At 63.5% G+C, this 25146-nt stretch carries 23 protein-coding genes; 6 read left to right on the top strand and 17 right to left on the bottom strand.

All coding sequences use genetic code 11. From position 1 onward, the window contains the following. Positions 1-7: 7 nt before the first annotated feature. From trpB to LDZ26_RS14015, 17 genes are all read right to left on the bottom strand, one after another. Positions 8-1201 (bottom strand): tryptophan synthase subunit beta, encoded by a 1194-nt coding sequence (trpB, locus tag LDZ26_RS14095; RefSeq protein ID WP_244849790.1) that lies wholly within the window; start codon positions 1199-1201, stop codon positions 8-10. A gap of 46 nt (positions 1202-1247) precedes the next feature. Beyond that, the gene (locus LDZ26_RS14090) at positions 1248-1916 is read right to left on the bottom strand and encodes a phosphoribosylanthranilate isomerase (RefSeq protein ID WP_244850209.1); all 669 of its coding nucleotides are present in this window, start codon (positions 1914-1916) and stop codon (positions 1248-1250) included. Beyond that, positions 1913-2716: a tRNA pseudouridine(38-40) synthase TruA gene (truA, locus tag LDZ26_RS14085; protein ID WP_244849789.1), complete on the bottom strand. Its 804-nt coding sequence runs from the start codon at positions 2714-2716 to the stop codon at positions 1913-1915. Before truA ends, LDZ26_RS14090 begins: the two co-directional genes overlap by 4 nt. Position 2717: 1 nt before the next feature. Further along, positions 2718-4745 (bottom strand): FimV/HubP family polar landmark protein, encoded by a 2028-nt coding sequence (locus LDZ26_RS14080; protein ID WP_244849788.1) that lies wholly within the window; start codon positions 4743-4745, stop codon positions 2718-2720. Between the two features lie 175 nt (positions 4746-4920). Next, the gene (gene asd / locus LDZ26_RS14075; RefSeq protein WP_244849787.1) at positions 4921-6042 is read right to left on the bottom strand and encodes an aspartate-semialdehyde dehydrogenase; all 1122 of its coding nucleotides are present in this window, start codon (positions 6040-6042) and stop codon (positions 4921-4923) included. Positions 6043-6123: 81 nt separating this feature from the next. Next, positions 6124-6393, bottom strand: a complete 270-nt coding sequence (locus tag LDZ26_RS14070) for a hypothetical protein (RefSeq protein ID WP_244849786.1) — start codon at positions 6391-6393, stop codon at positions 6124-6126. A gap of 32 nt (positions 6394-6425) precedes the next feature. Continuing rightward, a complete protein-coding gene (gene leuB / locus LDZ26_RS14065; protein ID WP_175940914.1) occupies positions 6426-7493 on the bottom strand; it encodes a 3-isopropylmalate dehydrogenase in 1068 nt (355 codons plus the stop codon). Positions 7494-7523: 30 nt separating this feature from the next. Then, entirely contained in the window at positions 7524-8174 is a 651-nt protein-coding gene (gene leuD / locus LDZ26_RS14060) for a 3-isopropylmalate dehydratase small subunit (protein ID WP_175940913.1), read from the bottom strand. Between the two features lie 24 nt (positions 8175-8198). Further along, entirely contained in the window at positions 8199-9608 is a 1410-nt protein-coding gene (leuC, locus tag LDZ26_RS14055; RefSeq protein ID WP_175940912.1) for a 3-isopropylmalate dehydratase large subunit, read from the bottom strand. Between the two features lie 242 nt (positions 9609-9850). Beyond that, a complete protein-coding gene (locus LDZ26_RS14050; protein WP_244849785.1) occupies positions 9851-10066 on the bottom strand; it encodes a type II toxin-antitoxin system VapB family antitoxin in 216 nt (71 codons plus the stop codon). A gap of 93 nt (positions 10067-10159) precedes the next feature. Continuing rightward, a complete protein-coding gene (gene gltA / locus LDZ26_RS14045) occupies positions 10160-11461 on the bottom strand; it encodes a citrate synthase (protein ID WP_244849784.1) in 1302 nt (433 codons plus the stop codon). Between the two features lie 166 nt (positions 11462-11627). After that, positions 11628-11909, bottom strand: a complete 282-nt coding sequence (locus LDZ26_RS14040; protein WP_175940910.1) for a succinate dehydrogenase assembly factor 2 — start codon at positions 11907-11909, stop codon at positions 11628-11630. Positions 11910-11923: 14 nt separating this feature from the next. After that, positions 11924-12625 (bottom strand): succinate dehydrogenase iron-sulfur subunit, encoded by a 702-nt coding sequence (locus LDZ26_RS14035; protein WP_244849783.1) that lies wholly within the window; start codon positions 12623-12625, stop codon positions 11924-11926. A 21-nt stretch (positions 12626-12646) separates the two neighbouring features. Continuing rightward, complete coding sequence (gene sdhA, locus LDZ26_RS14030; RefSeq protein ID WP_244849782.1) at positions 12647-14422, bottom strand: succinate dehydrogenase flavoprotein subunit; 1776 nt, start codon at positions 14420-14422, stop codon at positions 12647-12649. A gap of 5 nt (positions 14423-14427) precedes the next feature. After that, positions 14428-14796, bottom strand: coding sequence for a succinate dehydrogenase, hydrophobic membrane anchor protein (sdhD, locus tag LDZ26_RS14025; protein ID WP_244849780.1), 369 nt, complete (start codon positions 14794-14796; stop codon positions 14428-14430). Position 14797: 1 nt separating this feature from the next. Further along, positions 14798-15208 (bottom strand): succinate dehydrogenase, cytochrome b556 subunit, encoded by a 411-nt coding sequence (gene sdhC, locus LDZ26_RS14020; protein ID WP_175940906.1) that lies wholly within the window; start codon positions 15206-15208, stop codon positions 14798-14800. 172 nt (positions 15209-15380) lie between these two features. Beyond that, entirely contained in the window at positions 15381-16187 is an 807-nt protein-coding gene (locus tag LDZ26_RS14015; RefSeq protein ID WP_244849779.1) for a GntR family transcriptional regulator, read from the bottom strand. Between the two features lie 590 nt (positions 16188-16777). Between LDZ26_RS14015 and LDZ26_RS14010 the strand changes: the two genes are divergently transcribed. The 6 genes from LDZ26_RS14010 to acnA all read left to right on the top strand — a co-directional run bounded on the left by LDZ26_RS14010 (position 16778) and on the right by acnA (position 25070). Further along, a complete protein-coding gene (locus tag LDZ26_RS14010) occupies positions 16778-17764 on the top strand; it encodes a malate dehydrogenase (protein ID WP_244849778.1) in 987 nt (328 codons plus the stop codon). A gap of 161 nt (positions 17765-17925) precedes the next feature. Further along, positions 17926-18918: a CoA ester lyase gene (locus LDZ26_RS14005; RefSeq protein WP_244849777.1), complete on the top strand. Its 993-nt coding sequence runs from the start codon at positions 17926-17928 to the stop codon at positions 18916-18918. A 110-nt stretch (positions 18919-19028) separates the two neighbouring features. Next, on the top strand, positions 19029-20201 hold the full coding sequence (prpC, locus tag LDZ26_RS14000) for a 2-methylcitrate synthase (RefSeq protein WP_244849776.1): 1173 nt from the start codon (positions 19029-19031) through the stop codon (positions 20199-20201). An 89-nt stretch (positions 20202-20290) separates the two neighbouring features. Further along, complete coding sequence (locus LDZ26_RS13995) at positions 20291-20812, top strand: hypothetical protein (RefSeq protein ID WP_244849775.1); 522 nt, start codon at positions 20291-20293, stop codon at positions 20810-20812. 31 nt (positions 20813-20843) lie between these two features. After that, a complete protein-coding gene (locus tag LDZ26_RS13990; protein ID WP_244849774.1) occupies positions 20844-22295 on the top strand; it encodes a bifunctional 2-methylcitrate dehydratase/aconitate hydratase in 1452 nt (483 codons plus the stop codon). A gap of 69 nt (positions 22296-22364) precedes the next feature. Then, complete coding sequence (gene acnA, locus LDZ26_RS13985) at positions 22365-25070, top strand: aconitate hydratase AcnA (RefSeq protein ID WP_175940898.1); 2706 nt, start codon at positions 22365-22367, stop codon at positions 25068-25070. The last annotated feature ends 76 nt before the right edge of the window (positions 25071-25146 follow it).

Raw genomic sequence — 25146 nt, 5'->3', positions numbered from 1 at the left:
CTGCGGCTTAGAACTGGATGCCCGATCGCTCGGCGACCGTGTGCATGTCCTTGTCGCCGCGGCCCGACAGGTTGACGAGCAGCACCTTATCGCGCGGCAGCGTTTTCGCGAGCTTCGCGCCGTACGCCAGCGCGTGACTCGACTCCAGCGCCGGAATGATGCCCTCGATGCGGCAGCAGTCGTGGAACGCCTTGAGCGCCTCGTCGTCCGTAATGCCGACGTACTCGGCGCGGCCCGCGTCCTTCAGCCACGCGTGCTCCGGACCGACGCCCGGATAGTCGAGCCCCGCCGACACCGAATGCGTCTCGATGATCTGGCCGTTGTCGTCCTGCAAGAGATACGTGCGATTGCCATGCAGCACGCCGGGGCTTCCGCCCATGAGCGACGCCGCGTGCCGGCCGGTGTCGATACCGTCGCCCGCCGCTTCGACGCCTATCAAACGTACGGCTTCATCTTCGATATACGGATAAAAGATGCCCATCGCGTTCGATCCACCGCCCACACACGCGATCACGGCATCCGGCTGACGGCCCGTCATTTCGGGCATCTGCACGCGGCATTCGTCGCCGATCACGCGCTGGAAGTCGCGCACCATCTTCGGATAAGGATGCGGACCGGCCACGGTGCCGATGATATAGAACGTGTTTTCGACGTTCGTCACCCAGTCGCGCATGGCCTCGTTGAGCGCGTCCTTCAGCGTGCGCGAGCCCGATTCCACGGGCACGACGGTCGCGCCCAGCAGCTTCATGCGATAGACGTTGGCCGCCTGCCGCTTCACGTCCTCCGCGCCCATGTAGACCACGCACTCCATGCCGAAGCGCGCCGCGATGGTCGCGGTCGCCACGCCGTGCTGCCCCGCGCCGGTCTCGGCGATGACGCGCGGCTTGCCCATCTTGCGGGCGAGCAGCGCCTGCCCGATTACGTTGTTGACCTTGTGCGCGCCCGTGTGATTCAGGTCTTCGCGCTTCAGATAAAGCTGCGCGCCGCCGAGCATGTCGCTCCAGCGTTTCGCGTGATAGATCGGGGAAGGACGGCCGACGTAATGCTTCAGTTCGTAGTCGTATTCGGCCTGGAATGCGGGGTCCTGGCGGGCTGCGTCGTAGGCTTGGCGCAGTTCGTCGAGCGCGTGGATAAGCGTTTCGGAGACGAACACGCCGCCATATTGGCCGAAGTGGCCTCTTTCGTCAGGCAAGTTGTACATTGCGTCACTCTCTCGGTGGCGAGCCATGGTTGGCCCGCAGTCGGAATCAGCCGGCGTCCGCTTCGCGCACTGCGCGCACGAACGCGGTCATTCGGGCGGAATCTTTCACGCCCTTTGCGCCCGGCACTTCGATGCCACTGGAGACATCGACCGCGAACGGGCGCACGCGCCGGATGGCGTCACTGACGTTTTGCGCGTTCAACCCACCACTCAAAACGGCCCGATGCCCGAGATCTGTTGGAATAAGTGACCAATCGAATACCTTTCCACCGCCGCCGAAGCCTTCGACGAGTGCGTCGAGCAAAATACCGCCCGCCGCCGCATAGTTAAGCGACGATTCTACCAAATCGCTTGCGGCCGCATCAGGCCTTACACGCACCGCGCGCCACCAGGGCAAACCCGCAATCGCGGCCAGTTCGGCGCATTGTTCCGGTGTTTCGTCGCCGTGGAATTGCAGCAGCGAGAGCGGCACGTTCGACGTCACCTCGCGAACCCATTCGGGCGTCGCATTGACGAACAGACCGACCGCCGCCACGAGCGGCGGCACGTAGCGGCACAGTTCCGCCGCTTCGGACACGGTCAGCGAGCGCGGACTCGGCGGATAAAAGACGAAACCCACGGCATCCGCGCCCAGCGCGACGGCGTGCTCGACGTGCTCCACGGTCGAGAGCCCGCAGAGCTTGATTCTGGTCCGGTGCAAATCTTGATCTGTCATGGCTGGTCGGCCCAAACGGCGCTCCACGGCATGCTTGCGATATGCGGCGGCGGAACCGCGAAACGCTCGGGGTATCCGACTTCCGCGAGGTAAAGCCCGTCGGGCATGAAGGTGGGCGCGGCGGCGCGACGGTCGCGTGCTTCGAGCACGTCGGCCATCCACGACGCGGGATGTCGTCCGCGCCCGATCGCGACAAAGCAGCCCATCAAATTGCGCACCATGTGATGCAGGAACGCATTCGCCCGAAACCGAAAGTGGATGAAATCGCCCTGTTCGCGCACGTCGATGCGATAAAGATGCTTGACCGGCGTCTTCGACTGGCAATCGGCCGCGCGAAACGACGAGAAATCGTGCTCGCCGATGAGGCACGCGGCGGAATCGCGCATGGCGGCGACGTCGAGCGGCGTGTGCACCCAGCCCGCGCGTTTCGCCAACATGGGTGAACGCACCGGATTGACGTACAAAACGTAAAAATACGTGCGCTCGAAGGCGGCGAAACGGGCGTGGAAGTCGTCGGGCATCGCCTTCGCCCACTGCACCGCGACCGAACCCGGCAGAAACGCGTTCGTCCCGCGCACCCACGAAAAGTCGGTACGGTCCAGTTCGGTGTCGAAGTGCACCACTTGGCCGAGGCCGTGAACGCCCGTGTCCGTGCGTCCGGCGACGACCGTCTGAACCGGCGTCTGCGTGAATTCCGCGAGCGCGCGCTCCAGTTCATTCTGCACCGTATTGCCGTGCGGCTGCGATTGCCAGCCGCAGAACGCCGCCCCGTCGTACTGAACGCCTAACGCTATGCGCATATCAGGAGTGCGGCGCGAGCGTCGAGAGCAAGCCGGCCGCTTGCTGGCGCGTCGCCTGATCGTTCGATGCGATCACTTCCTGCAACAACGTGCGAGCGCCGGAAAGATCGCCCAATTCGATGTATTCCACTGCCAATTCGAGCTTATTGCGCGCGATGGTCGCCAGTTGCGCGGCGGTCAGCGCGGGCAGCGGCTCCGTGTGGCTGGAAGGCAAGTCGAGATTGAAGTCGAGACTCAAGGGGCCGAACTGCGTCGCCCCCAGCCCGGCGACCGACGGCGCGCCGGCCGTTCCCGCTTCGATACGCGCGGCGGCAGACGACTGAACCTCGTCGGCAACCGACGGCAGCGCGAACGCCTGCGCCTCGTGGGCCGCGTCGGTCTCGGCAATCGGCTGCGGAACGAACGGCTCCTGACCGACCGACGCGTGCGCTGGAGCGTCATGGCGCGGAGCGTGGTCGTCGGAAGGCGGAGCCAGCGTCAGTTCCATGCGAGGCGGCAGGCTCATGTCGAGCGAATCCAGCGCCTGGACAGCTTCGGTCGGAAACTTGGGCATCGGGAAGCGGTCGGCGGACACCGGTTCGTCGTCCTCGACCCCCGCAGGATGCTGCTCGACGTCGCGCGCGGCTTGCTCCTCGACGGCGCGTTGTTGCGCTGCGCGCTGCTCCGCTGCGTGCTGCTGGGCGGCAACCGCCTGCGCTTCGCGCAACTCGGCTTCGCGAGCGATGATTTCGCGCGCCGCCGCCTCGCGAGCCTGATGCGCCTGCGCTTCCTGTTCGGCGGCTTCGCGCGACGCCTGGTCGCGGCCGGCAAGCTCGCGCTCGAGTGCTTCGCGCGCTGCGGCTTCACGCGCGCGGATTTCGCGCTCCTCCGCTTCCCGGGCGGCGGCCTGCCGCGCGGCGGCTTCCCGTTCTTCGGCTTCCCACTTTTCGGCTTCGTGCGCTGCGGCTTCGCGGGCGGCGATTTCGCGCGCGTGGGCCTCGTGAGCCTCGTGCGTTTGCGCGTCGGCCGTTCCTGCGTGCGAAAGCGGCGGAACGAAGGCCGCATGCGCCGCAGCCGGCGGCGTCGGAATCAACGACTCGGCGGGCTCCGTGCGCGCTTCAGGCGTTCTGGCGGACTCGGGCGCGTCATCCGCCGACGGCGTCGCGAAAGACTGCGCCGCTTCGTAGCTTGCGAGGCTCGCGGCGACGGCGTTCAGCTCGGATTGATCGCGCTCGACGGCGTTGCCTTCCAGATCGGCTGCCGATTCAGGACGCGGCGGCGTTGCGGCGGGAACCGGCGCGGGCGGCTGCTGGCGGGCTTCGGCTTCGGCCCGAGCGCGGCGCTTGTTGCGGCGGAGCAGCAGAAACAGCAGCACGGCGATGACCGCGAGAACGAGCGCGATCACCTTCGGATCGATGCCGCCGTGGGCTTGCGGCGCGCTATCGGCTGCGGGCGCGCTCGCGACGGGCGCGACGGCAGGCGCGGCCTCGGGCGCGGCTTGCGATGCCGCCGAAGCCGTGGCCGGCGTGGCCGGCTCGCTCGCGGCCGGTTCGGCGGCGGACGCCGCCGGCTGAACCGGCGCGGTTTCGACGGCCGGCGACGACGCCTGCGCTGCGCTGGCCGCATTTGCCGACGGCGTGCTCGGCTGAAGTGCCTGCGGCGCCGACGCCGGCGCCGTTGCGTTGTCAGAGGCCGCGGCCACATCCGCGCCCGGAACGTTCAACACCGCGCCGAGCTTCAGCCGATTGATGTCGTGACCCGCGAACGCGTTCGGATTCGCGTCGAACAGCGCGCGCGCCATCTTCTCCTTCACGGCCCGCTCTTTCGAACCGGTCAGTTCGCCCGCAATATCGCTCAGGGACTGCCCCGGCTTCACGGCGTACCGCTGCGCGGGCGCATTGCCGGGTGCGGCCGCATCGGCTGTCGCGCTGCTCGCCTGCGCGAACGCCGCGCCGGAATTCGTCCAGAGCGCCGCGCACAGAACGGCGCTGGCCGCGGCAAACGCCGCACGCGATGACGGGATGAAGGACCGGCGGGGTCGTCGAATCATTGAAGCTCCAGAAGTACGGCGAAGGTTGATACGAACAGCAAGACTGATGCGCGCCCCAATCGTACGACCGGTCGATTCGCTCGCAGTCCCAAAAATGCGGCTCCATAAACAAAAAGCGCCGCGATAACGCGACGCTTCCTGGACGAGGTCCGCGCTCTCAGGCGCGTAGTTTACTTTACTTGTCCAACAGAATGCGAAGCATGCGGCGCAACGGCTCCGCGGCGCCCCACAGCAACTGGTCGCCGACGGTGAACGCCGACAGGTATTCGCCGCCCATCGCGAGCTTGCGCAGACGGCCGACCGGCACCGTCAGCGTGCCGGTGACGACTGCCGGCGACAGATCGCGCATCGACGCTTCGCGCTCGTTCGGCACGACCTTCACCCAGTCGTTCGCCGAAGCCAGAATGCCGTTGATTTCGTCGAGCGGCACGTCCTTGTTCAGCTTGATGGTCAGCGCCTGCGAGTGGCAGCGCATCGCGCCGATGCGCACGCAGAGGCCATCGACCGGAATGGAACCCGGCTGGCCCATTGCCGGCTTGCCGAGAATCTTGTTGGTTTCCGCGCCGCCCTTCCACTCTTCCTTCGACATGCCGTTGCCGAGATCCTTGTCGATCCACGGAATCAGCGAGCCGGCGAGCGGCACGCCGAAATGGTCGGTCGGCATGGCGTCGCTGTTCATCGTGGCGAGCACCTTGCGGTCGATATCCAGAATGGCCGACGACGGATTCGCGAGATCGCCCGCCACCGACGCGTTCAGCGCGCCCATTTGCGACAGCAGTTCGCGCATGTTCTGCGCGCCCGCGCCCGATGCGGCCTGATACGTCATGGCCGTCATCCAGTCGACGAGGTTTTCGCGGAAGAGGCCGCCCAGCGCCATCAGCATCAGGCTGACGGTGCAGTTGCCGCCGATGAAATCGCGCCCGCCCTTAACGAGCGAATCCTTGATGACGTCGAGGTTCACCGGATCGAGAATGATGACCGCGTCGTCGTTCATGCGCAGCGCCGAGGCCGCGTCGATCCAGTAGCCCTTCCAGCCCGCCGCGCGCAGCTTCGGATACACGTCGTTCGTGTAGTCGCCGCCCTGGCAGGTGATGATGGCGTCGCACTTCTTCAGGTCGTCGATGCTCGTCGCGTCTTTGAGCTTCGTCTCGTTTTTGGCGAACGACGGCGCGTTGCCGCCCGCATTGCTGGTGCTGAAAAACACCGGTTCGATCAGGTCGAAATCGCCTTCCTGCTGCATGCGCTGCATCAGCACGCTGCCGACCATGCCGCGCCAACCCACGAGACCTACGTTCATGACTAACCTTATTTGTTGAGGCTTCCCCGCATCCTTACCCGGCGTGGCCGCGCGGGGAAGACGCTCGGACACGAGGGACGATCAGCGAATCGTGATCGCTTTGATGGAGACTTTCGTAATGCGCGTTTTGGACGTGCCGATAGCGCCGATAGCGCCGATAGCGCCAATGCTGGCGATGCCGTCGATGCGCGTGACGAGGGCGAAGCCGGTCGCGCGAGCGTCGATGCCGCGGCCGATGCAATCCGTAGAGAATTGAGAGTTCTTCGCCATGACCAAAGAATATACACGAAACGCGGCGTTTTCGTCGGAAGTACCGTCTTTCCGGTGAAATCGCCGCGAATTGCGCGTCAACTGTACCGACTCGGGCGATCCCGAGATCAGTACTACAGCGCCGCGAGTACGGCGTCGCCCATCTCTTTCGTGCCGACGGTCCGGCCGTCCTGCGTCGCGATATCGCCCGTGCGGTAGCCCTGCTCGAGCACCTTTTTCACCGCGTTCTCGATGCGATCCGCCTGCTCCGTCTTGCCGAGCGAATAACGCAGCATCATCGCGGCCGAAAGAATGGTCGCGAGCGGATTGGCCACGCCCTTGCCCGCGATATCCGGCGCGGAACCGTGCGACGGCTCGTACAGGCCCTTGTTGTTCTTGTCGAGCGACGCCGACGGCAACATGCCGATGGAGCCGGTCAGCATCGCGGCTTCGTCGGACAGAATGTCGCCGAACATGTTGCCGGTCACGACGACGTCGAATGCCTTCGGCGCCTTGACGAGCTGCATCGCCGCGTTGTCGACATACATGTGCGACAGCTCGACGTCCGCGTATTCCTTGGCGACGTCGATCATCGTGTCGCGCCACAGTTGCGACGTTTCCAGCACGTTGGCCTTGTCGACGCTCGTCAGTTTCTTCTGGCGCTTTTGCGCGGCCTGAAACGCGACGTGCGCGATACGGCGCACTTCCGGCTCCGAATAGCGCATGGTGTCGAAACCTTCGCGCGCGCCTTCGAACGGGCCGTCCGGCGCTTGCCGCACGCCGCGCGGCTGGCCGAAGTAGATGTCGCCATTCAGTTCGCGCACGATCAGGATGTCGAGCCCCGACACGATTTCCGCCTTCAGCGACGAAGCGGCCGTCAGTTGCGGATAGCAGATTGCCGGACGGAAGTTCGCGAAGAGCTGCAAATGCTTGCGCAGGCCGAGAATCGCTTGCTCCGGGCGCAGCGCGCGCTCGAGCGAGTCGTACTTCCAGTCGCCGACCGCGCCGAAGAGAATCGCGTCGGCCTCTTTCGCGAGCGCGAGCGTCTCGTCGGGCAGCGGATGCCCCTTCGCCTCGTAACCCGCGCCGCCGACGGGCGCTTCCTCCAGCTCGAACTTTTCGCCGAGCGCGTTCAGCACCTTGACCGCTTCGGCCGTGATTTCCGGACCGATCCCGTCGCCGGGGAGCACTGCAATCTTCATGTGGCTTCCTTCTACGTGTGCGTGTTTCGTTTATCCGACGAGCCGATTGTTGAGCCACGGCTGCTTCGCGAGCCGCTCGGCTTCGAACTGCTTTATCTTGTCCGCGTGGCGCAGCGTGAGACCGATGTCGTCGAAACCGTTCAGCAGGCAATACTTGCGAAAACCGGGCACGTCGAACGCGTACTCGGTGCCGTCGCCGGTGCGCACGACTTGCGCTTCGAGATCGATGGTCAGCTTGAAGCCGACGAACGCGTACGTCTCGTTGAAGAGCTTGTCGACCTGTTGCTCCGACAGCACGACCGGCAGCAAGCCGTTCTTGAAGCAGTTGTTATAGAAAATGTCCGCGAAACTCGGCGCGATGATCGCGCGAAAGCCGTACTGTTCCAGCGCCCACGGCGCATGCTCGCGCGAACTGCCGCAGCCGAAGTTCTTGCGCGTGAGCAGAATCGACGCGCCCTGATAGCGCGGCTGGTTCAGCACGAAGTCCGGATTCAGCGGACGCTTGCTGTTGTCCTGCCCAGGCTGGCCGACGTCCAGATAGCGCCATTCGTCGAACGCGTTCGGGCCGAAACCGGTGCGCTTGATCGACTTCAGAAACTGCTTCGGGATGATCGCGTCGGTGTCGACGTTCTCGCGGTCCAGCGGCGCCACGAGGCCGCTATGCACGGTGAATTTTTCCATGATCTGTCTCTGTGTCCCGTTGGGTTACGCGAGCTTGCGCACGTCGACGAAGTGGCCTTCGATTGCCGCCGCGGCGGCCATCGCCGGGCTGACGAGGTGCGTGCGGCCGCCCGCGCCCTGACGCCCTTCGAAGTTGCGGTTCGACGTCGATGCGCAGCGTTCGCCCGGCTCCAGACGGTCCGCGTTCATCGCGAGGCACATGGAGCAGCCCGGCTCGCGCCACTCGAAACCGGCGTTGGTGAAGATCTTGTCGAGCCCTTCGCGCTCGGCCTGGGCCTTCACGAGACCGGAGCCCGGCACGACCATCGCCGTGCGGATGTTCGACGCCACGCGCTTGCCGAGCGACTTCACCACGTACGCGGCGGCGCGCAGGTCTTCGATGCGCGCGTTCGTGCACGAGCCGATGAAAATCTTGTCCGGCTTGATCGATTCGATCGGCGTATTCGGCTGCAGCGCCATGTAGTGCAGCGCGCGCTCCATGGCATCGCGCTTGACCGGGTCTTTTTCGCGCTCGGGATCGGGCACGCGACCGTCGATGGACGTCACCATTTCCGGCGACGTGCCCCACGTGACTTGCGGCACGATCTCGGCGGCATTGATTTCCACGACGCGATCGAAATGCGCGTCCGGGTCCGACTTCAGCGTGCGCCAGTACTCGACTGCCTGATTCCACTCGACGCCCTGCGGCGAATACGGACGATCCTTCAGATAGTTGATGGTCGTATCGTCGACAGCGACCATGCCCGCGCGCGCGCCCGCTTCGATCGCCATGTTGCAGACCGTCATGCGGCCTTCCATGCTGAGCGCGCGAATGGTGGAGCCGCCGAACTCGATGGCGTAGCCCGTGCCGCCCGCCGTGCCGATCTTGCCGATGACCGCGAGCGCGATGTCCTTGCCCGTGCAGCCGCGCGGCAGCGGACCTTCCACCTTGACGAGCATGTTCTTGCTCTTCTTTTGCAGGAGCGTTTGCGTGGCGAGCACGTGCTCCACTTCCGATGTGCCGATGCCGTGCGCGAGCGCGCCGAATGCGCCGTGCGTGGACGTGTGCGAGTCGCCGCAGACGATGGTCATGCCCGGCAGCGTCGCGCCCTGCTCCGGCCCGATGATATGCACGATGCCCTGACGCAGGTCGTTCATCTTGAACTGCGTGATGCCGAACTCGTCGCAATTGGCGTCGAGCGTGTCGACTTGCAGCTTCGACACCGGATCGGCGATGCCTTGCGAGCGGTCGGTGGTCGGCACGTTGTGATCGGACACGGCCAGATTCGCGCTGATGCGCCAGACGGGACGCTGATGCAGCTTCAGCCCTTCGAAGGCTTGCGGGCTCGTCACTTCATGCAGCAGATGACGGTCGATATAGAGGATCGAGGTGCCGTCCTCTTCCGTGTGGATGACGTGCGAGTTCCACAACTTGTCGTAGAGAGTCTGGGACATGGTGAGCGCTTCTCAGATGACTGCGGGGTGACGCTGCTTCGCTTCGTCGGCAGCTTGTTGGACGATTATGCCACCTCCGCGCGCCGCGTGGGTACTAGGCTAAGGCAAAAAAGCTATTGAAAACATGGGGTTATGGTGGTGGTATCAGTACCTGGATGGGTACTACCAGCCTAACGTTTTCTTGCCTTCAATGCTGGAGCACCGCACCGACTCCAAGCTCTTGGGCGACTTTGTGCAAGCGCTTATCGCGCGTCCAGATCTTCATGTCCTTCCGGCGGACCACGGCGAGCGCCTTCAACGTCCGGCTGACTGCCGCCGAGGCTCGCAAGCCGCCGCGCTGCTTCGCGTTGCACGAGCGCCTTCAGTGCCTCGTGAACAATTGCGGATTCGTCGGTCAGACCGGTGTAAGCCTGAACTCTAGCCAGTAGGTTACGATCAATCGCGATAGTCGTTCGCATATCAGTATCCCCGTTGATCCTGTCATCCACAACGCAAAAAGGCCCCGGCAGTCGCCCGCCGGGGCCTTCAATCTACCTCAACCGTGAATCGGCTTACCGCTGATCGAGCGGCTTCGCTTCACGCGGCGTATGCCCGACGAACAACTGACGCGGACGGCCGATCTTCTGCTCGGGATCCGCAATCATCTCGTTCCACTGCGCGATCCAGCCGACGGTACGCGCCATTGCGAAGATGCAGGTGAACATCGACGTCGGAATGCCGAGCGCGCGCTGCACGATACCCGAGTAGAAATCGACGTTCGGGTACAGCTTGCGCGACACGAAGTATTCGTCTTCCAGCGCGATCTTTTCCAGTTCCATCGCGAGCTTGAAGAGCGGGTCGTCGTGCAGGCCGAGCTCGTTCAGCACTTCGTGGCAGGTTTCGCGCATCAGCTTGGCGCGCGGATCGTAGTTCTTGTAGACGCGGTGGCCAAAGCCCATCAGCTTCACGCCCGAATTCTTGTCCTTCACCTGCTTGATGAATTCGGGAATGTTCTCGACCGAGCCGATCTCTTCCAGCATATTGAGCGCGGCTTCGTTCGCGCCGCCGTGCGCCGGGCCCCACAGACACGCGATACCGGCCGCGATACATGCGAACGGATTCGCGCCCGACGAACCCGCGAGACGCACGGTGGACGTCGACGCGTTCTGCTCGTGATCCGCGTGCAGAATCAGGATGCGGTCGAGCGCGCGCACCAGCACGTCGTTGACCTTGTACTCTTCGCACGGGTTCGAGAACATCATGTGCATGAAGTTCGCGCTGTACGACAGCTCGTTGCGCGGATACACGAACGGCTGGCCGATGCTGAACTTGTACGCCATCGCGACGAGCGTCGGCAGCTTCGCGATCATGCGGATCGCGGAGACTTCGCGGTGACGCGGGTCGTTGATGTTGAGCGAATCGTGATAGAACGCCGACAGCGCGCCGACTGCCGCGGTCAGCACGGCCATCGGGTGCGCGTCGCGACGGAAGCCGCGGAAGAAGAAGTGCATCTGCTCATGCACCATCGTGTGACGCGTCACCGTATCGACGAATTCCTTGTTCTGCGCCGCGTTCGGCAGTTCGCCCTTCAGCAGCAGATAGCAGGTTTCGAGGAAGTCGGCGTTCACGGCCAGTTGCTCGATCGGGTAGCCGCGATACAGCAGCTCGCCCTTGTCGCCGTCGATATACGTGATCGCGGAATTACACGCCGCCGTCGACATGAAGCCCGGGTCATACGTGAACTTGCCGGTCTGCCCGTACAACTTGCGGATGTCGATCACGTCCGGGCCCATCGTGCCCTTGTAGATCGGCATTTCGACGCTCGGCGAGTTGTCGCTGAACGATAGCGTGGCTTTAACATCTGACGGGGTCATAGCACATCCTCAATCGAAGTATGGATACAGGTTTTCGATAATTTGCACGACGGAAGCTGCGCGGCAACGCTTCAGGGTAGCCGCGAGTGCTCAGGCTGGTCGTCGCTTCGTGTTTCGGCCCGGTTGCTGCGCGTATTGTGCAAAACTCCCGGGATCTCTGCCGAAATCACACCGAACGCAGCCACTGCAGCAGGCGCATCACGTCCGGCGTGGCGAGATCGCCTTCCGGTTCGGTGCGCGCGAGCAGCAGGTCCATCAATTCGTTGTCGCTCAGCTCCAGCAGGCGGGTCAATGCGGCCACGTCGGCGTCGCTGAGGTCATGCTCATATCGGCTGAAAAAACGCTCGAAGATCAGATCGTTTTCCAGCAAGCCGCGCCGCGCGCGCCAGCGAAGACGCGCACGGCGAAGAGGGTCGGACTGATGCGAGTCGTCTTGCTTGTCGACCATGTCATCATCCTTTGTCAAACCGCCCGCCGCACCAGCATTTCCCTGATCTTGCCGATGGCCTTCGTCGGGTTGAGTCCCTTCGGGCACACGTCGACGCAGTTCATGATCGTGTGGCAGCGGAACAGGCGATACGGGTCTTCCAGATTATCGAGCCGCTCGCCGGTGGCCTGATCGCGGCTATCGGCGATGAAGCGATACGCCTGCAGCAAGCCCGCCGGACCCACGAACTTGTCCGGGTTCCACCAGAAGCTCGGGCACGACGTCGAGCAACTCGCGCACAGAATGCACTCATACAGCCCATCGAGTTCGTCGCGCTCCACCGGCGACTGCAAACGCTCCTTCTCCGGCGGCGGCGTGTCGTTGATCAGGTACGGCTTGATCGAGTGATACTGATTGAAGAACTGCGTGAAATCGCAGATCAGATCGCGCACCACCGGCAGCCCCGGCAGCGGACGCAGCACGATGCGCTGCGGCAGATCGTTCAGGTTCGTGAGACACGCGAGACCGTTCTTGCCGTTGATGTTCATCGCGTCCGAGCCGCACACGCCTTCGCGGCACGAGCGACGGAACGACAGCGTTTCATCGAGCTCCTTCAGCTTCACCAGCGCGTCGAGCAGCATGCGTTCATGCGTCAGATCTAGCTCGTAGCTCTGCATGCGCGGCGCGGCGTCCTTGTCCGGATCGTACCGGTAGACCTCAAAAATTCTCTTTGCCATTTGGATATCCTTGCCCTTGCCTTAGAAGGTACGCGCCTTCGGCGGCACCGATTCGACCGTCAGCGGCTTCATCTGCACCGGCTTGTAGTCGAGGCGATTGCCTTCGCTGAACCACAGCGTATGACGCATCCAGTTCTCGTCATCGCGATGCTCGTAGTCGCTATGCGCATGCGCGCCACGGCTTTCCTTGCGCGCCTCGGCCGAGACCATCGTCGCGCGCGCCACTTCGATCAAGTTCGCCAGTTCCAGCGCCTCGACCTTCGCGGTGTTGAACACCTTCGACTTGTCCTTCAGATGCACGTGCTTCACGCGCTCGGCCAACTCCGCGATCTTGCCGACGCCCTCTTCCAAGAGCTTCGAAGTGCGGAACACGCCCGCGTGCGATTGCATCGTCGCGCGAATGTCGTTGGCGATGTGCTGCGTGTATTCGCCCGAGGTCGACTTTTCCAGCACCGCGAGCCGTTCCATCGCGAAGTCGGCGGCATCGGTCGGCAGCGGCTTGTGCTCCTTCATCTCGGTCGCGTGCTTGATGATGTGATTGCCCGCCGCGCGGCCGAACACCACGAGGTCCAGCAGCGAGTTCGTACCCAGACGGTTCGCGCCGTGCACGGAGACGCACGAGCATTCGCCCACTGCATAGAAGCCGTTAACCGGATCGTCGTAGCCCTTCGCCGTGCCGACCACTTGCCCGTGCATGTTTGTCGGAATCCCGCCCATCTGATAGTGGATGGTGGGCACCACCGGAATCGGCTCCTTGATGCAGTCGACGTTGGCGAACTTCAGCGCGATCTCGCGAATCGACGGCAGACGCTTCATGATCGTCTCGGCGCCGATGTGCGACAGGTCCAGCAGCACATGGTCCTTGTTCGGGCCGACGCCGCGTCCTTCCTTGATCTCCTGGTCCATCGAGCGCGAAACGAAGTCGCGCGGCGCGAGGTCCTTGAGCGTCGGCGCGTAGCGTTCCATGAAGCGGTCGCCGTTCGCGTTACGCAAGATGCCGCCTTCACCGCGCACGCCTTCGGTGATCAGCACGCCGGCGCCCGCGACGCCCGTCGGGTGGAACTGCCAGAACTCCATGTCCTGCAGCGCGATGCCCGAGCGCGCGGCCATGCCGAGACCATCGCCCGTATTGATGAACGCATTGGTCGATGCCGCGAAGATGCGACCCGCGCCGCCCGTGGCGAACAGCGTCGTCTTGCCTTCGAGGATGTAGACGTCGCCCGTTTCCATTTCGAGCGCGGTCACGCCGAGCACGTCGCCGTCGGCGTCGCGGATCAGGTCCAGCGCCATCCACTCGACGAAGAAGTGCGTCTTGGCCGCGACGTTCTGCTGATACAGCGTGTGCAGCAACGCGTGACCCGTGCGGTCAGCCGCCGCGCACGCGCGTTGCACCGGCTTCTCGCCGTAGTTCGCGGTATGGCCGCCGAACGGGCGCTGATAGATGGTGCCGTCCGGATTGCGGTCGAACGGCATGCCCATGTGTTCCAGCTCGTACACGGCATTGGGCGCTTCGCGGCACATGAACTCGATCGCGTCCTGATCGCCGAGCCAGTCGGAGCCCTTGATCGTGTCGTAGAAGTGGTAGTGCCAGTTGTCCTCGCTCATGTTGCCGAGCGATGCGCCGATGCCGCCCTGTGCGGCCACCGTATGCGAGCGCGTCGGAAACACCTTGGAGAGCACCGCGACGGACAGGCCCGCGCGCGCGAGCTGCAGCGACGCGCGCATGCCCGAGCCGCCCGCGCCCACGATCACCACGTCGAAGCGCCGACGCGGCAAGGAAGTCTTGATTGCAGCCATGTTCTTTAAACTCTCCAGAGAATCTGTGCAGCGTAGCCGGCGCATCCGAGCAGCCACAGGACGGTGAGCACCAGCAGGCCCAGGCGCAATCCGACGGGCTTCACGTAATCCATCCAGATGTCGCGCATGCCGACCCACGCGTGATAGAAGAGCGAGAGCAAGGCGACGAAGGTGGCGAGCTTCATCCACTGCATCGCGAAGATGCCGGCCCAGCCTTCGTAGGAGAAGTTATGCGCGCCGAAAAAGAGCACGAGCAGCAAGAGCGTGTACACCGCCACGGCGACGGCGGTCACGCGTTGCGCGAGCCATTCGCCTGTGCCGTAATGCGCGCCCACGACGAGGCGCTTCGGGCCGACCCGGTTTTGCGTTCCCATGTTAGAAGGCTCCGAAAAGTTTCAGCGCGACGGCAAGCGTCAGCACGAGCGACACGACCAGCACCGCGATGGCGGTCTGCCGTCCGCCTTCCTTGTTGACGGCCACGTGCATGTCGAGCACGAGAAAGCGGATACCCGCGCAGAAGTGATGCAGATACGCCCACGACAGCACGAGCGTGATGATCTTGACGATGGGGTGCGCGAGAAAGCCCTTGAATGCGTCGAAGCTGATCTCGGACGTGAGGCTCTGGTCGAGCAGATACAAGAGAAAGGGCAGCGCGATGAAGAGCAACAGACCGCTGATGCGATGCAGAATGGACACCTTGCCCGCCCACGGCAAGCGATACTTCGCGATCTGTCCAAGCCCGATGTTCCGGTACTCGGGCCTTGGTTTTTTTACGGCTTCAGCCATGCTAGACCCCAACTTGTTATTACACTAACCCGCGATTTTAGCGCCTTTTCATTCCGCACCGCAGCGAAAAGCGGCCGAAGAGACTGTTGCCGCCCACGCGAAAATAGCGCCCTCGAATGCCCTTGCCGGGCGGCTTTCAACCAGGCGGACCGCTCGACCCAAGCCCGCGCGCTCAACTCAGGTCGTTCTGATAGTAATAGCCGCTCGTCACGTACCAGCCGCGCCGCACTTCCACCGGACGATCGCCGTAGGTGTACGAAATACGTTCGACCGACAACAGCGGATAGCCCGGCTGCACCCCCAGCAATTGCGCGACCGGCTCTTCCGCCGCGACCGCCCGAATCTTCTCCGACGCGCGAATCATGCGCGTGCCGAACTCGGTTTCGAACATCGCGTAGAGCGGGCCTTTGTAGTCGGCGAGGCGCTCCGCCGTCAGCCCGCGGAATACGGCGCCCGGCAACCAGATCTCGTCGAAGACCGTGGTGACGCCATCGAATTGCAACAGACGCTTGATAAGAACGACGGGATCGGCGGGCTTGAGATCGAGCTGGCGCGCAATTTCGGCGGGCGCGCGCAGGCGTCGGCATTCGAGCAGGCGGCTGACATGGGGATGAATGTCGCCATCGTCGGGCAGAAGGCGCAGGAAGCGGAATTGCACGCGATCTTCGCTGTGCGTCGCAACGAACGTGCCTTTGCCCTGACGGCGCACGAGCAGGTTGTCGGCGGCCAGTTCGTCGATGGCCTTGCGCACGGTGCCCTGGCTCACCTTGTAGCGGGCCGCGAGCTCGACCTCGCTCGGGATGATCTCGCCCGGCTTCCATTCGCCGGATTCGAGGCCCTGCGTGATGAGCGCCTTGATTTGCTGATACAGCGGGCTAAACGTCGGCGACGGCGCGCCCGCGGGCTCGCCCGCCTGTGCGCTGCCGTTCTGTGGGGGCGTGCCCGCCGAGTTTGGCGCGTTCGAATTCATGCCGCGCATTTCAACACAAAGCCCTGTCGCACGTCCACATTTTCGCGCGAGGTTCGATGTCTTATATAAGACATAAGATAGTGTTGACTTTGCCTGCGGGCAATCCTACACTCCTTGTCGAGCAAGGGTTTGCGGGTCGTCGCAGGGTTTTCGGAAACGTTCGTTCGGCGCGGTTTTTCCAGCGGTTATCGCCGGAATCGCCAGTGTCGGGCGCGCGCCGGTCCACGCCACCAACCGCCAGGCACGCCCTTTCGCTTCGCCTTACGCCGATCGGCCACACGATTCGCGCGCCGCTGCCTGTCTACCGCCTCGCAACGTCCAGCGCCGTCTCGAATGGGCGCTTGCCGTCAGACTCTAGCGAAAATGCGCCTCCTCGCGCAGTCCCGCACTTTCCGCTCATAGAAGGATTCATGGCATGACGGTCATGCCGCCACGCAACCATGCGGGAAAGCGCAGTCATACGGCGCGCGGCCCGCGTGGCGGAAGGCTCTCAGCAATCCGCGGGCGGCATGTCCGGCATGACATCATCAACGCTTTGCGTAACGCGCATAAAATGGCGTTTTTCCCTAGCGTTCCACGCACCGTCCAGGAGAGTTTCAATGGCTAAGTCCGCAAAGCGCGTTGCCGTCACCGGCGCCGCAGGTCAAATCGGCTACTCGCTGCTGTTTCGCATCGCCAACGGCGATCTGCTCGGCAAAGACCAGCCCGTGATTCTTCAGCTGCTCGATCTGCCGCAAGCGCAAGCCGCCGTGAAGGGCGTCGTGATGGAACTGGAAGACTGCGCGTTCCCGCTGCTCGCGGGCGTGGTCGTCACGGACGATCCCAAGGTCGCGTTCAAGGACGCCGACATCGCGCTGCTCGTCGGCGCGCGTCCGCGTTCGAAGGGCATGGAGCGCAAGGACCTGCTCTCGGCCAACGCCGAGATCTTCACGGTTCAGGGCAAGGCGCTGAACGAAGTCGCGAGCCGCGACGTGAAGGTGCTGGTCGTCGGCAACCCGGCGAACACGAACGCCTACATCGCCATGAAGTCGGCGCCGGACCTGCCGAAGAAGAACTTCACCGCCATGCTGCGTCTGGACCACAACCGCGCGCTGTCGCAACTGGCGGCCAAGTCGGGCAAGCCGGTCGCCTCCATCGAAAAGCTGGCTGTGTGGGGCAACCACTCGCCGACCATGTACCCGGACTTCCGCTTCGCGACTGCCGAAGGCGAGTCGCTGACCAAGCTGATCAACGACGACGAATGGAACCGCAACACGTTCATCCCGACCGTCGGCAAGCGCGGCGCGGCGATCATCGAGGCGCGCGGCCTGTCGTCGGCGGCATCGGCGGCTAACGCGGCCATCGACCACGTGCGCGACTGGGTGCTGGGCACCAACGGCAAGTGGGTCACCATGGGCATTCCGTCGGACGGCTCGTACGGCATTCCGGAAGACATCATCTACGGCGTGCCCGTCACCTGCGAAAACGGCGAGTACAAGCGCGTGGAAGGCCTGGAAATCGACGCGTTCTCGCGCGAGAAGATGGACAACACGCTGAACGAACTGCTCGAAGAGCGCGACGGCGTCGCGCATCTGCTGGGCAAGTAAGCACGGCGGCACGGGGAAGCGCACGCGCTTCCCTTCAGCGCGGACTTCGCGGTTCGCGCCTGATCCGGCCGCGCTTGCGTACCTCGCGTACCGCTGCGAGCGCGGCCGAATCAGACATACGAGCAGCATCGAATACACTTTTTTCGGACCCGACGCCGACAATGCCCGCTCTTACTCCCGCCGACGTGCTGTTTGACGGCGAGCCGCAACCGGCAGCTCTGCCGCCCTGCGATCACTACGCGGGCAGCGAGAAGCTGATCAGGAAGTCGCTCGCGTTGCAGGCGCAGCTCGGCCCGGTGTTCGACATCACGCTCGATTGCGAGGACGGCGCGCAGGTCGGTCACGAGGCCGAACATGCGGAGATGGTGGCGTCGTTCGTCGGCGGCGAGGATGACCGCTTCGGGCGCGTCGGCGTGCGCATTCACGACTTTCAGCATCGCGCGTGGCGCGACGACGTGCGCATCATCCTGCGTCAGGCGAAGCAAGCGCCGGCCTATGTGATGCTGCCGAAGATCCGCAGCGTCTCGGATGCCGCGGAGATGGTCGCGTTCATCGAGGCCACGCGGCGCGAGTTGGATATCGCGAAGGCTATCGCCTCTCATGTGCTGGTCGAAACGCATGGCGCGCTCGCGGATGTCTTCCGGCTGGCCGCGCTGCCCGGCGTCGAGTCGCTGAGCTTCGGGTTGATGGACTTCGTGTCCGCGCACAACGGCGCGATTCCGGATTCCGCGATGCGCTCGCCCGCTCAGTTCGATCATCCGCTCGTGCGACGCGCGAAGCTCGAAATTGCGGCCGCATGTCACGCGCATGGCAAGGTGCCGTCGCATAACGTGTCGACGGAAGTGCGGGACATGACGGTCGTCGCGAACGATGCCGCGCGCGCGCGCAACGAGTTCGGCTACACGCGCATGTGGAGCATTCATCCGGAACAGATTCGCCCGATTGTCGAGGCTTTCTCGCCGCGCGCCGACGAAATCACGCTCGCCGCTGACATTCTGCTCGCGGCGCAGCACGCGCAATGGGGGCCGACGCGTCACGGCGACACGCTGCACGACCGCGCGAGTTATCGCTATTACTGGTCGGTGCTGCGCCGGGCGAAGTCGACCGGACACGCGCTGCCCGACGAATGCGCGCGGCTCTTCGGCGCCAACTAGATGCAAGCTGACACGAGCCTTTGGTCACGCGGCGCGAGCGCAAGCCCGGCGCGCGTTTCAAGCGAAAGAGACGACGCCGCGAGACGGGCGTTCACAGGAGACTTGAAGCAATGAGCGACACCGTATCGAGCGACGCACCCGCAGCCGGTGGTTTCAAGCCGAAGAAATCCGTCGCGCTGTCGGGCGTGACAGCGGGCAATACCGCGCTGTGCACGGTCGGCAAGACCGGCAACGATCTGCACTATCGCGGCTACGACATTCTGGATGTGGCGACCACGTCCGAGTTCGAAGAGATCGCGTATCTGCTCGTGCACGGCAAGCTGCCGAACGTCGCGGAACTGAAGGCGTACAAGACGAAGCTGAAGGCGCTGCGTGGCCTTCCCGCGAACCTGAAGGCCGCGCTCGAATGGATTCCCGCGTCCGCGCATCCGATGGACGTGATGCGCACCGGCGTCTCCGTACTCGGCACGATACTGCCGGAGAAAGAGGATCACAACATCGCGGGCGCGAGAGATATCGCCGACAAGCTGATGGCCTCGCTCGGCTCGATGCTGCTCTACTGGTATCACTACTCGCACAACGGCAAGCGCATCGAAGTCGAAACCGATGACGACTCCATCGGCGGGCACTTTCTGCATCTGCTGCATGGCGTGGAGCCGTCGCAGTCGTCGGTGCAGGCGATGCACGTATCGCTCAATCTGTATGCCGAACACGAGTTCAACGCTTCGACGTTCACGAGTCGCGTGATCGCAGGCACGGGCTCGGACATGTATTCGGCGATTACCGGCGCAATTGGCGCGCTGCGCGGCCCGAAGCACGGCGGCGCGAACGAAGTCGCATTCGAAATCCAATCGCGCTACGAAACGCCCGACGAAGCGGAAGCCGACATCAAGCGTCGCGTCGAGAACAAGGAGGTCGTGATCGGCTTCGGGCATCCGGTTTATACGATCTCCGATCCGCGCAACAAGGTCATCAAGGAAGTGGCGAGGTCGCTGTCGAAAGAAGCGGGCAACACTAAGCTCTTCGATATCGCGGAACGCCTCGAAACCGTCATGTGGGACGCCAAGAAGATGTTCCCGAATCTCGACTGGTTCAGCGCCGTGTCGTATCACATGATGGGCGTGCCCACTGCGATGTTCACGCCGCTCTTCGTCATCTCGCGTACGTCGGGATGGAGCGCGCACATCATCGAGCAGCGTATCGACAACAAGATCATCCGGCCGAGCGCGAATTACACCGGGCCCGAGAATTTGAAGTTCGTGCCGATAAATAAGCGAAAATAGCGGGCTGCGCGATCGGAATTCGCGTTCTGGCGATTCCCATCCGCGCAGCAACCGCCACTCAACCCAAATGTTTCTGAAAGGTTTCACCGATGAATAAACTTCTGATCGCTGCAATCGTCGGCACGCTCGCCACGTCGAGCGTGTTCGTGAGTGCCGACGCCTTCGCCGCGACAACCGAATCGAGCGCGGCCAAGGCCAAGCGCCCCGCTCCGGCACGCCGACTGATCAAGCGCAAGCCCAAGGCCGAAGCGGCTGCGGCAGCGAAGACGGACCCGATCCCCGACGGCGCAGTGAAGTGGTCCTGCAAGGACGGCATGGCTTTCTACCTGAAAGGCGACATGAAGCGTGACACGATCGTCACGGTGAACTGGGCCAAGAAGGACTACAAGCTGCCGCGTCAGGACACGACGACCGGCGCAGACCGCTTCCACGACGCCGCAACCGGCATGGACCTCGTCGTCATCCCGACGAAGGCGATGCTGTTTTCGGACAAGGACTCGTCGCGTCTTGCCGACGAGTGCGTGACGGCCGAGATGGCTGCCGGCGCCACGGCGCCCACGCAGGCGGAAGCGTTGAAGCAGAACCCGCTGATGCTCAAGCCGGCGGAATAAGCAACATCAGTATTCAATACAGGAATCCTCGATGTCCGCACCGATCTCCAATGTCCGGCCCGAACCGGACAAGGTACTCGTCGACATAGTCGACTACGTTCTCGATTACGACGTCGACAGCGCCCTTGCGCTGGAAACCGCGCGCAACTGCCTGATCGACACGCTCGGTTGCGGACTCGAAGCCCTCTCGTACCCCGCCTGCACCAAGCTGATGGGACCGATCGTGCCCGGCACGATCGTCCCCAACGGCGCGAAGGTGCCGGGCACCCAATTCCAGCTCGACCCGGTTCAGGCCGCGTTCAACATCGGCGCGATGATCCGCTGGCTCGATTTCAACGACACGTGGCTCGCCGCCGAATGGGGCCATCCGTCGGACAACCTCGGCGGCATTCTCGCCACCGCGGACTGGCTCTCGCGCAACGCCGTCGCGACCGGCAAGAAGCCGCTCGCGATGAAAGACGTCCTGATCGCGATGGTCAAGGCGCACGAGATTCAAGGCTGCATCGCGCTCGAAAACTCGTTCAACAAGGTCGGGCTCGATCACGTGCTGCTCGTCAAGGTCGCATCGACGGCGGTGGTCGGGCAGATGATCGGCCTGTCGCGCGAAGAACTGATCAACGCGGTATCGCTCGCCTTCGTGGACGGCCATGCGCTCCGCACGTACCGCCATGCGCCGAACACCGGCTCGCGCAAGTCGTGGGCGGCGGGCGACGCGACTTCGCGCGCCGTGCGTCTCGCGTTGATCGCGAAGACCGGCGAAATGGGCTATCCGTCCGTGCTGACCGCCAAGACCTGGGGCTTCTACGATGTCCTCTTCAAGGGCAACGAGTTCAAGTTCCAGCGTCCGTATGGCTCGTATGTGATGGAAAACGTGCTCTTCAAGATTTCGTTTCCGGCCGAGTTCCATGCGCAAACGGCGGTCGAAGCGGCCATGACGCTGCACGACAAGCTCAAGGATGCGGGCAAGGGCGTCGAAGACATCGCGAAGATCACCATTCGCACGCACGAAGCGGCCATTCGCATCATCGACAAGAAAGGTCCGCTCGATAATCCGGCTGACCGCGATCACTGCATTCAGTACATGATCGCCGTGCCGCTGATTTTCGGCCGGCTGACCGCCGCCGATTACGAAGATGTCGTGGCGAAAGACCCGCGCATCGACACCTTGCGCGCGAAGATGGAATGCGTGGAAGACCCGCAATTCACGAAGGATTATTTCGATCCGGACAAGCGTTCGATCGCGAATGCGCTGACTGTCGAGTTCAACGACGGCACGAAGCTCGATGAAATCGCGGTCGAGTATCCGATCGGACACAAGCGCCGCCGCGCGGACGGTATTCCGCTGCTCGTCGAGAAGTTCAAGACGAACCTCGCGCGGCGCTTTCCCACCAGGCAACAGCAGGCGATCCTCGCGGTATCGCTGGACCAGGCAAAGCTGGAAGCAATGCCGGTCAATGAATACGTCGATCTGTACGTGATTTAGTCGATCGACTCGGTCATACAGAAACGTTGCATCGAAGCTATTTCCTCGTTTAGCCCTAGGAAAATAACCATGGCCCACAATCTCCACAATACGCTCAAGGAATTCGACAGCGGCTCCGGCAAAGGCAAGTACTACTCGCTGCCGCAACTCGGAAAAGCACTGAACGTCGACATTCAGCGCCTGCCGGTTTCGATTCGTCTCGTGCTCGAATCCGTGCTGCGCAACTACGACGAAAAGAAGATCAGCGAGGAGCACATCAAGCAGCTCGCGAACTGGAAGCCGAACGCGGCCCGCGTCGATGAAATTCCGTTCGTCGTCGCGCGCGTGGTGCTGCAGGACTTCACCGGCGTGCCGCTGCTCGCCGACATCGCCGCGATGCGCGGCGTGGCGAAGCGCACCGGCAAGGACCCGAAGGCGATCGAGCCGCTGGTTCCGGTGGATCTCGTCGTCGATCACTCGGTGCAGATCGATCACTTCCGTGAGCCGAACGCGCTCGACCTGAACATGAAGCTGGAATTCCAGCGCAACAACGAGCGCTACCAGTTCATGAAGTGGGGCATGCAGGCGTTCGACACGTTCAAGGTCGTGCCGCCGGGCGTCGGCATCGTGCACCAGGTGAACCTCGAATACCTCGCGCGCGGCGTCCACAAGAAGGACGGCGTCTATTACCCGGACACGCTCGTCGGCACCGACAGCCATACGACGATGATCAACGGCATCGGCGTCGTGGGCTGGGGCGTGGGCGGCATCGAAGCGGAAGCGGGCATGCTCGGCCAGCCGGTGTACTTCCTGACGCCGGACGTGGTCGGCGTCGAGCTGAAGGGCAAGCTGCGCGAAGGCTGCACGGCCACCGACCTCGTGCTGACCATCACTGAAATGCTGCGCAAGGAGAAGGTCGTCGGCAAGTTCGTCGAGTTCTTCGGCGAAGGCACGGCGTCGATCGCGGTGCCGGACCGCGCGACCATCGGCAACATGGCGCCGGAATACGGCGCGACCATGGGCTTCTTCCCGGTCGATGAAAAGACCATCGACTACTTCCGAGGCACGGGCCGCACCGACGAAGAGATCTCGGCATTCGAGAACTACTTTAAGGCGCAGAACCTCTGGGGCGTGCCGAAGGCCGGCGACATCGAATACACGAAGACGCTGACGCTCGATCTGTCGACCGTCGCGCCGTCGCTCGCAGGTCCGAAGCGTCCGCAAGACCGCATCGAGATCGGCAACGTGAAGAGCACGTTCACCGACCTGTTCTCGAAGCCGGTCGGCGAAAACGGCTTCGCGAAGAAGCCGGAAGACCTGCAAGCCACCTACAAGACGGCAGACGGCATCGAAGTGAAGAACGGCGACGTGCTGATCGCGGCCATCACCTCGTGCACGAACACGTCGAACCCGAGCGTGCTGCTCGCCGCCGGCCTGCTCGCGAAGAAGGCCGTCGAAGCCGGCCTGACTGTTGCGCCGCACATCAAGACGTCGCTTGCGCCGGGATCGCGCATCGTCACCGACTATCTGACGAAGACGAACCTGCTGCCGTATCTCGACCAGCTAGGCTTCACGCTGGCCGCTTACGGCTGCACGACGTGTATCGGCAACGCGGGCGACCTGACGCCGGAACTGAACGACGCGATCGTGAAGAACGATATCGTCGCCGCGGCCGTGCTGTCGGGCAACCGCAACTTCGAGGCGCGCATTCACCCGAACATCCGCGCGAACTTCCTGGCATCGCCGCCGCTGGTCGTCGCGTACGCGATCGCCGGCAACATCACGCGCGACCTGATGACCGAGCCGGTCGGCCAAGGCAAGGATGGCCGCGACGTGTTCCTGGGCGATATCTGGCCGACGAGCGAAGAAGTGCACGCGCTGCTCAAGTTCGCGCTGGACGCGGATACATTCCGCCAGAACTACTCGCAGCTCACGAAGGAAGGCGATCTGTGGAGCAAGATTGCGGGCGAAACCGGTCAGGTCTATGACTGGCCGAAGTCGACGTACATCGCGGAGCCGCCCTTCTTCGGCAATGACTTCTCGATGAAGCCGGCCGATTCGATTCCGGCGGTGACGAAGGCACGCGCGCTCGGCATCTTCGGTGATTCGGTGACGACCGACCACATCAGCCCGGCGGGTTCGATCAAGGAAACGTCGCCGGCGGGCGTGTGGCTGAAGGCGAACGGCGTGCAGAAGGCCGACTTCAACAGCTACGGCTCGCGCCGCGGCAACCACGACGTGATGATGCGCGGCACGTTCGCGAACGTGCGGATCAAGAACCTGATGATCCCGCCGAAGGCGGACGGCACGCGCGTGGAAGGCGGCCTGACGATTCACCAGCCGAGCGGCGAACAGCTGTCCATCTACGACGCCGCGATGAAGTACATCGACGAAGGCACGCCGACCATCGTCTTCGCGGGCGAGGAGTACGGCACGGGTTCGTCGCGCGACTGGGCGGCGAAGGGCACGCAACTGCTCGGCGTGAAGGCCGTGGTGGCGCGCAGCTTCGAGCGGATCCATCGTTCGAACCTTGTCGGCATGGGCGTGTTGCCGCTGCAGTTCAAGGGCTCGGACAGCGTGCAGTCGCTCAACATCACGGGCGAAGAGACGTACGACATCGAAGGTCTCGGCGACGATTTCAAGCCGCAGCAGGAAGTGACGCTGGTGATTCACCGCAAGGACGGCAAGGAAGATCGCGTGGCGGTGCTGCTGCGTATCGATACGCCGATCGAAGTGGACTACTACAAGCACGGCGGCATTCTGCCGTTCGTGCTGCGGTCGCTGCTCGCGGCTTAAGCGCAAGTGTTTTGCAGGTGACCGCGCCCGAAAGGGCGCGGGAACATTGAACCCGGCCTTGGCCGGGTTTTTTTTC

Origin of the sequence: Caballeronia sp. SL2Y3 (assembly GCF_022879575.1) — a bacterium.
Taxonomy (GTDB): Bacteria; Pseudomonadota; Gammaproteobacteria; order Burkholderiales; family Burkholderiaceae; genus Caballeronia.
This window is presented reverse-complemented; position numbering and strand designations above follow the sequence as displayed.

What these genes read in the sequence shown, in the direction of transcription:
- trpB (WP_244849790.1), bottom strand. Translation starts at nt 1,201, where the DNA reads ATGTACAACTTGCCTGACGAAAGAGGCCACTTCGGCCAATATGGCGGC.
- LDZ26_RS14090 (WP_244850209.1), bottom strand. Translation starts at nt 1,916, where the DNA reads ATGACAGATCAAGATTTGCACCGGACCAGAATCAAGCTCTGCGGGCTC.
- truA (WP_244849789.1), bottom strand. Translation starts at nt 2,716, where the DNA reads ATGCGCATAGCGTTAGGCGTTCAGTACGACGGGGCGGCGTTCTGCGGC.
- LDZ26_RS14080 (WP_244849788.1), bottom strand. Translation starts at nt 4,745, where the DNA reads ATGATTCGACGACCCCGCCGGTCCTTCATCCCGTCATCGCGTGCGGCG.
- asd (WP_244849787.1), bottom strand. Translation starts at nt 6,042, where the DNA reads ATGAACGTAGGTCTCGTGGGTTGGCGCGGCATGGTCGGCAGCGTGCTG.
- leuB (WP_175940914.1), bottom strand. Translation starts at nt 7,493, where the DNA reads ATGAAGATTGCAGTGCTCCCCGGCGACGGGATCGGTCCGGAAATCACG.
- leuD (WP_175940913.1), bottom strand. Translation starts at nt 8,174, where the DNA reads ATGGAAAAATTCACCGTGCATAGCGGCCTCGTGGCGCCGCTGGACCGC.
- leuC (WP_175940912.1), bottom strand. Translation starts at nt 9,608, where the DNA reads ATGTCCCAGACTCTCTACGACAAGTTGTGGAACTCGCACGTCATCCAC.
- LDZ26_RS14050 (WP_244849785.1), bottom strand. Translation starts at nt 10,066, where the DNA reads ATGCGAACGACTATCGCGATTGATCGTAACCTACTGGCTAGAGTTCAG.
- gltA (WP_244849784.1), bottom strand. Translation starts at nt 11,461, where the DNA reads ATGACCCCGTCAGATGTTAAAGCCACGCTATCGTTCAGCGACAACTCG.
- LDZ26_RS14040 (WP_175940910.1), bottom strand. Translation starts at nt 11,909, where the DNA reads ATGGTCGACAAGCAAGACGACTCGCATCAGTCCGACCCTCTTCGCCGT.
- LDZ26_RS14035 (WP_244849783.1), bottom strand. Translation starts at nt 12,625, where the DNA reads ATGGCAAAGAGAATTTTTGAGGTCTACCGGTACGATCCGGACAAGGAC.
- sdhA (WP_244849782.1), bottom strand. Translation starts at nt 14,422, where the DNA reads ATGGCTGCAATCAAGACTTCCTTGCCGCGTCGGCGCTTCGACGTGGTG.
- sdhD (WP_244849780.1), bottom strand. Translation starts at nt 14,796, where the DNA reads ATGGGAACGCAAAACCGGGTCGGCCCGAAGCGCCTCGTCGTGGGCGCG.
- sdhC (WP_175940906.1), bottom strand. Translation starts at nt 15,208, where the DNA reads ATGGCTGAAGCCGTAAAAAAACCAAGGCCCGAGTACCGGAACATCGGG.
- LDZ26_RS14015 (WP_244849779.1), bottom strand. Translation starts at nt 16,187, where the DNA reads ATGCGCGGCATGAATTCGAACGCGCCAAACTCGGCGGGCACGCCCCCA.
- LDZ26_RS14010 (WP_244849778.1), top strand. Translation starts at nt 16,778, where the DNA reads ATGGCTAAGTCCGCAAAGCGCGTTGCCGTCACCGGCGCCGCAGGTCAA.
- LDZ26_RS14005 (WP_244849777.1), top strand. Translation starts at nt 17,926, where the DNA reads ATGCCCGCTCTTACTCCCGCCGACGTGCTGTTTGACGGCGAGCCGCAA.
- prpC (WP_244849776.1), top strand. Translation starts at nt 19,029, where the DNA reads ATGAGCGACACCGTATCGAGCGACGCACCCGCAGCCGGTGGTTTCAAG.
- LDZ26_RS13995 (WP_244849775.1), top strand. Translation starts at nt 20,291, where the DNA reads ATGAATAAACTTCTGATCGCTGCAATCGTCGGCACGCTCGCCACGTCG.
- LDZ26_RS13990 (WP_244849774.1), top strand. Translation starts at nt 20,844, where the DNA reads ATGTCCGCACCGATCTCCAATGTCCGGCCCGAACCGGACAAGGTACTC.
- acnA (WP_175940898.1), top strand. Translation starts at nt 22,365, where the DNA reads ATGGCCCACAATCTCCACAATACGCTCAAGGAATTCGACAGCGGCTCC.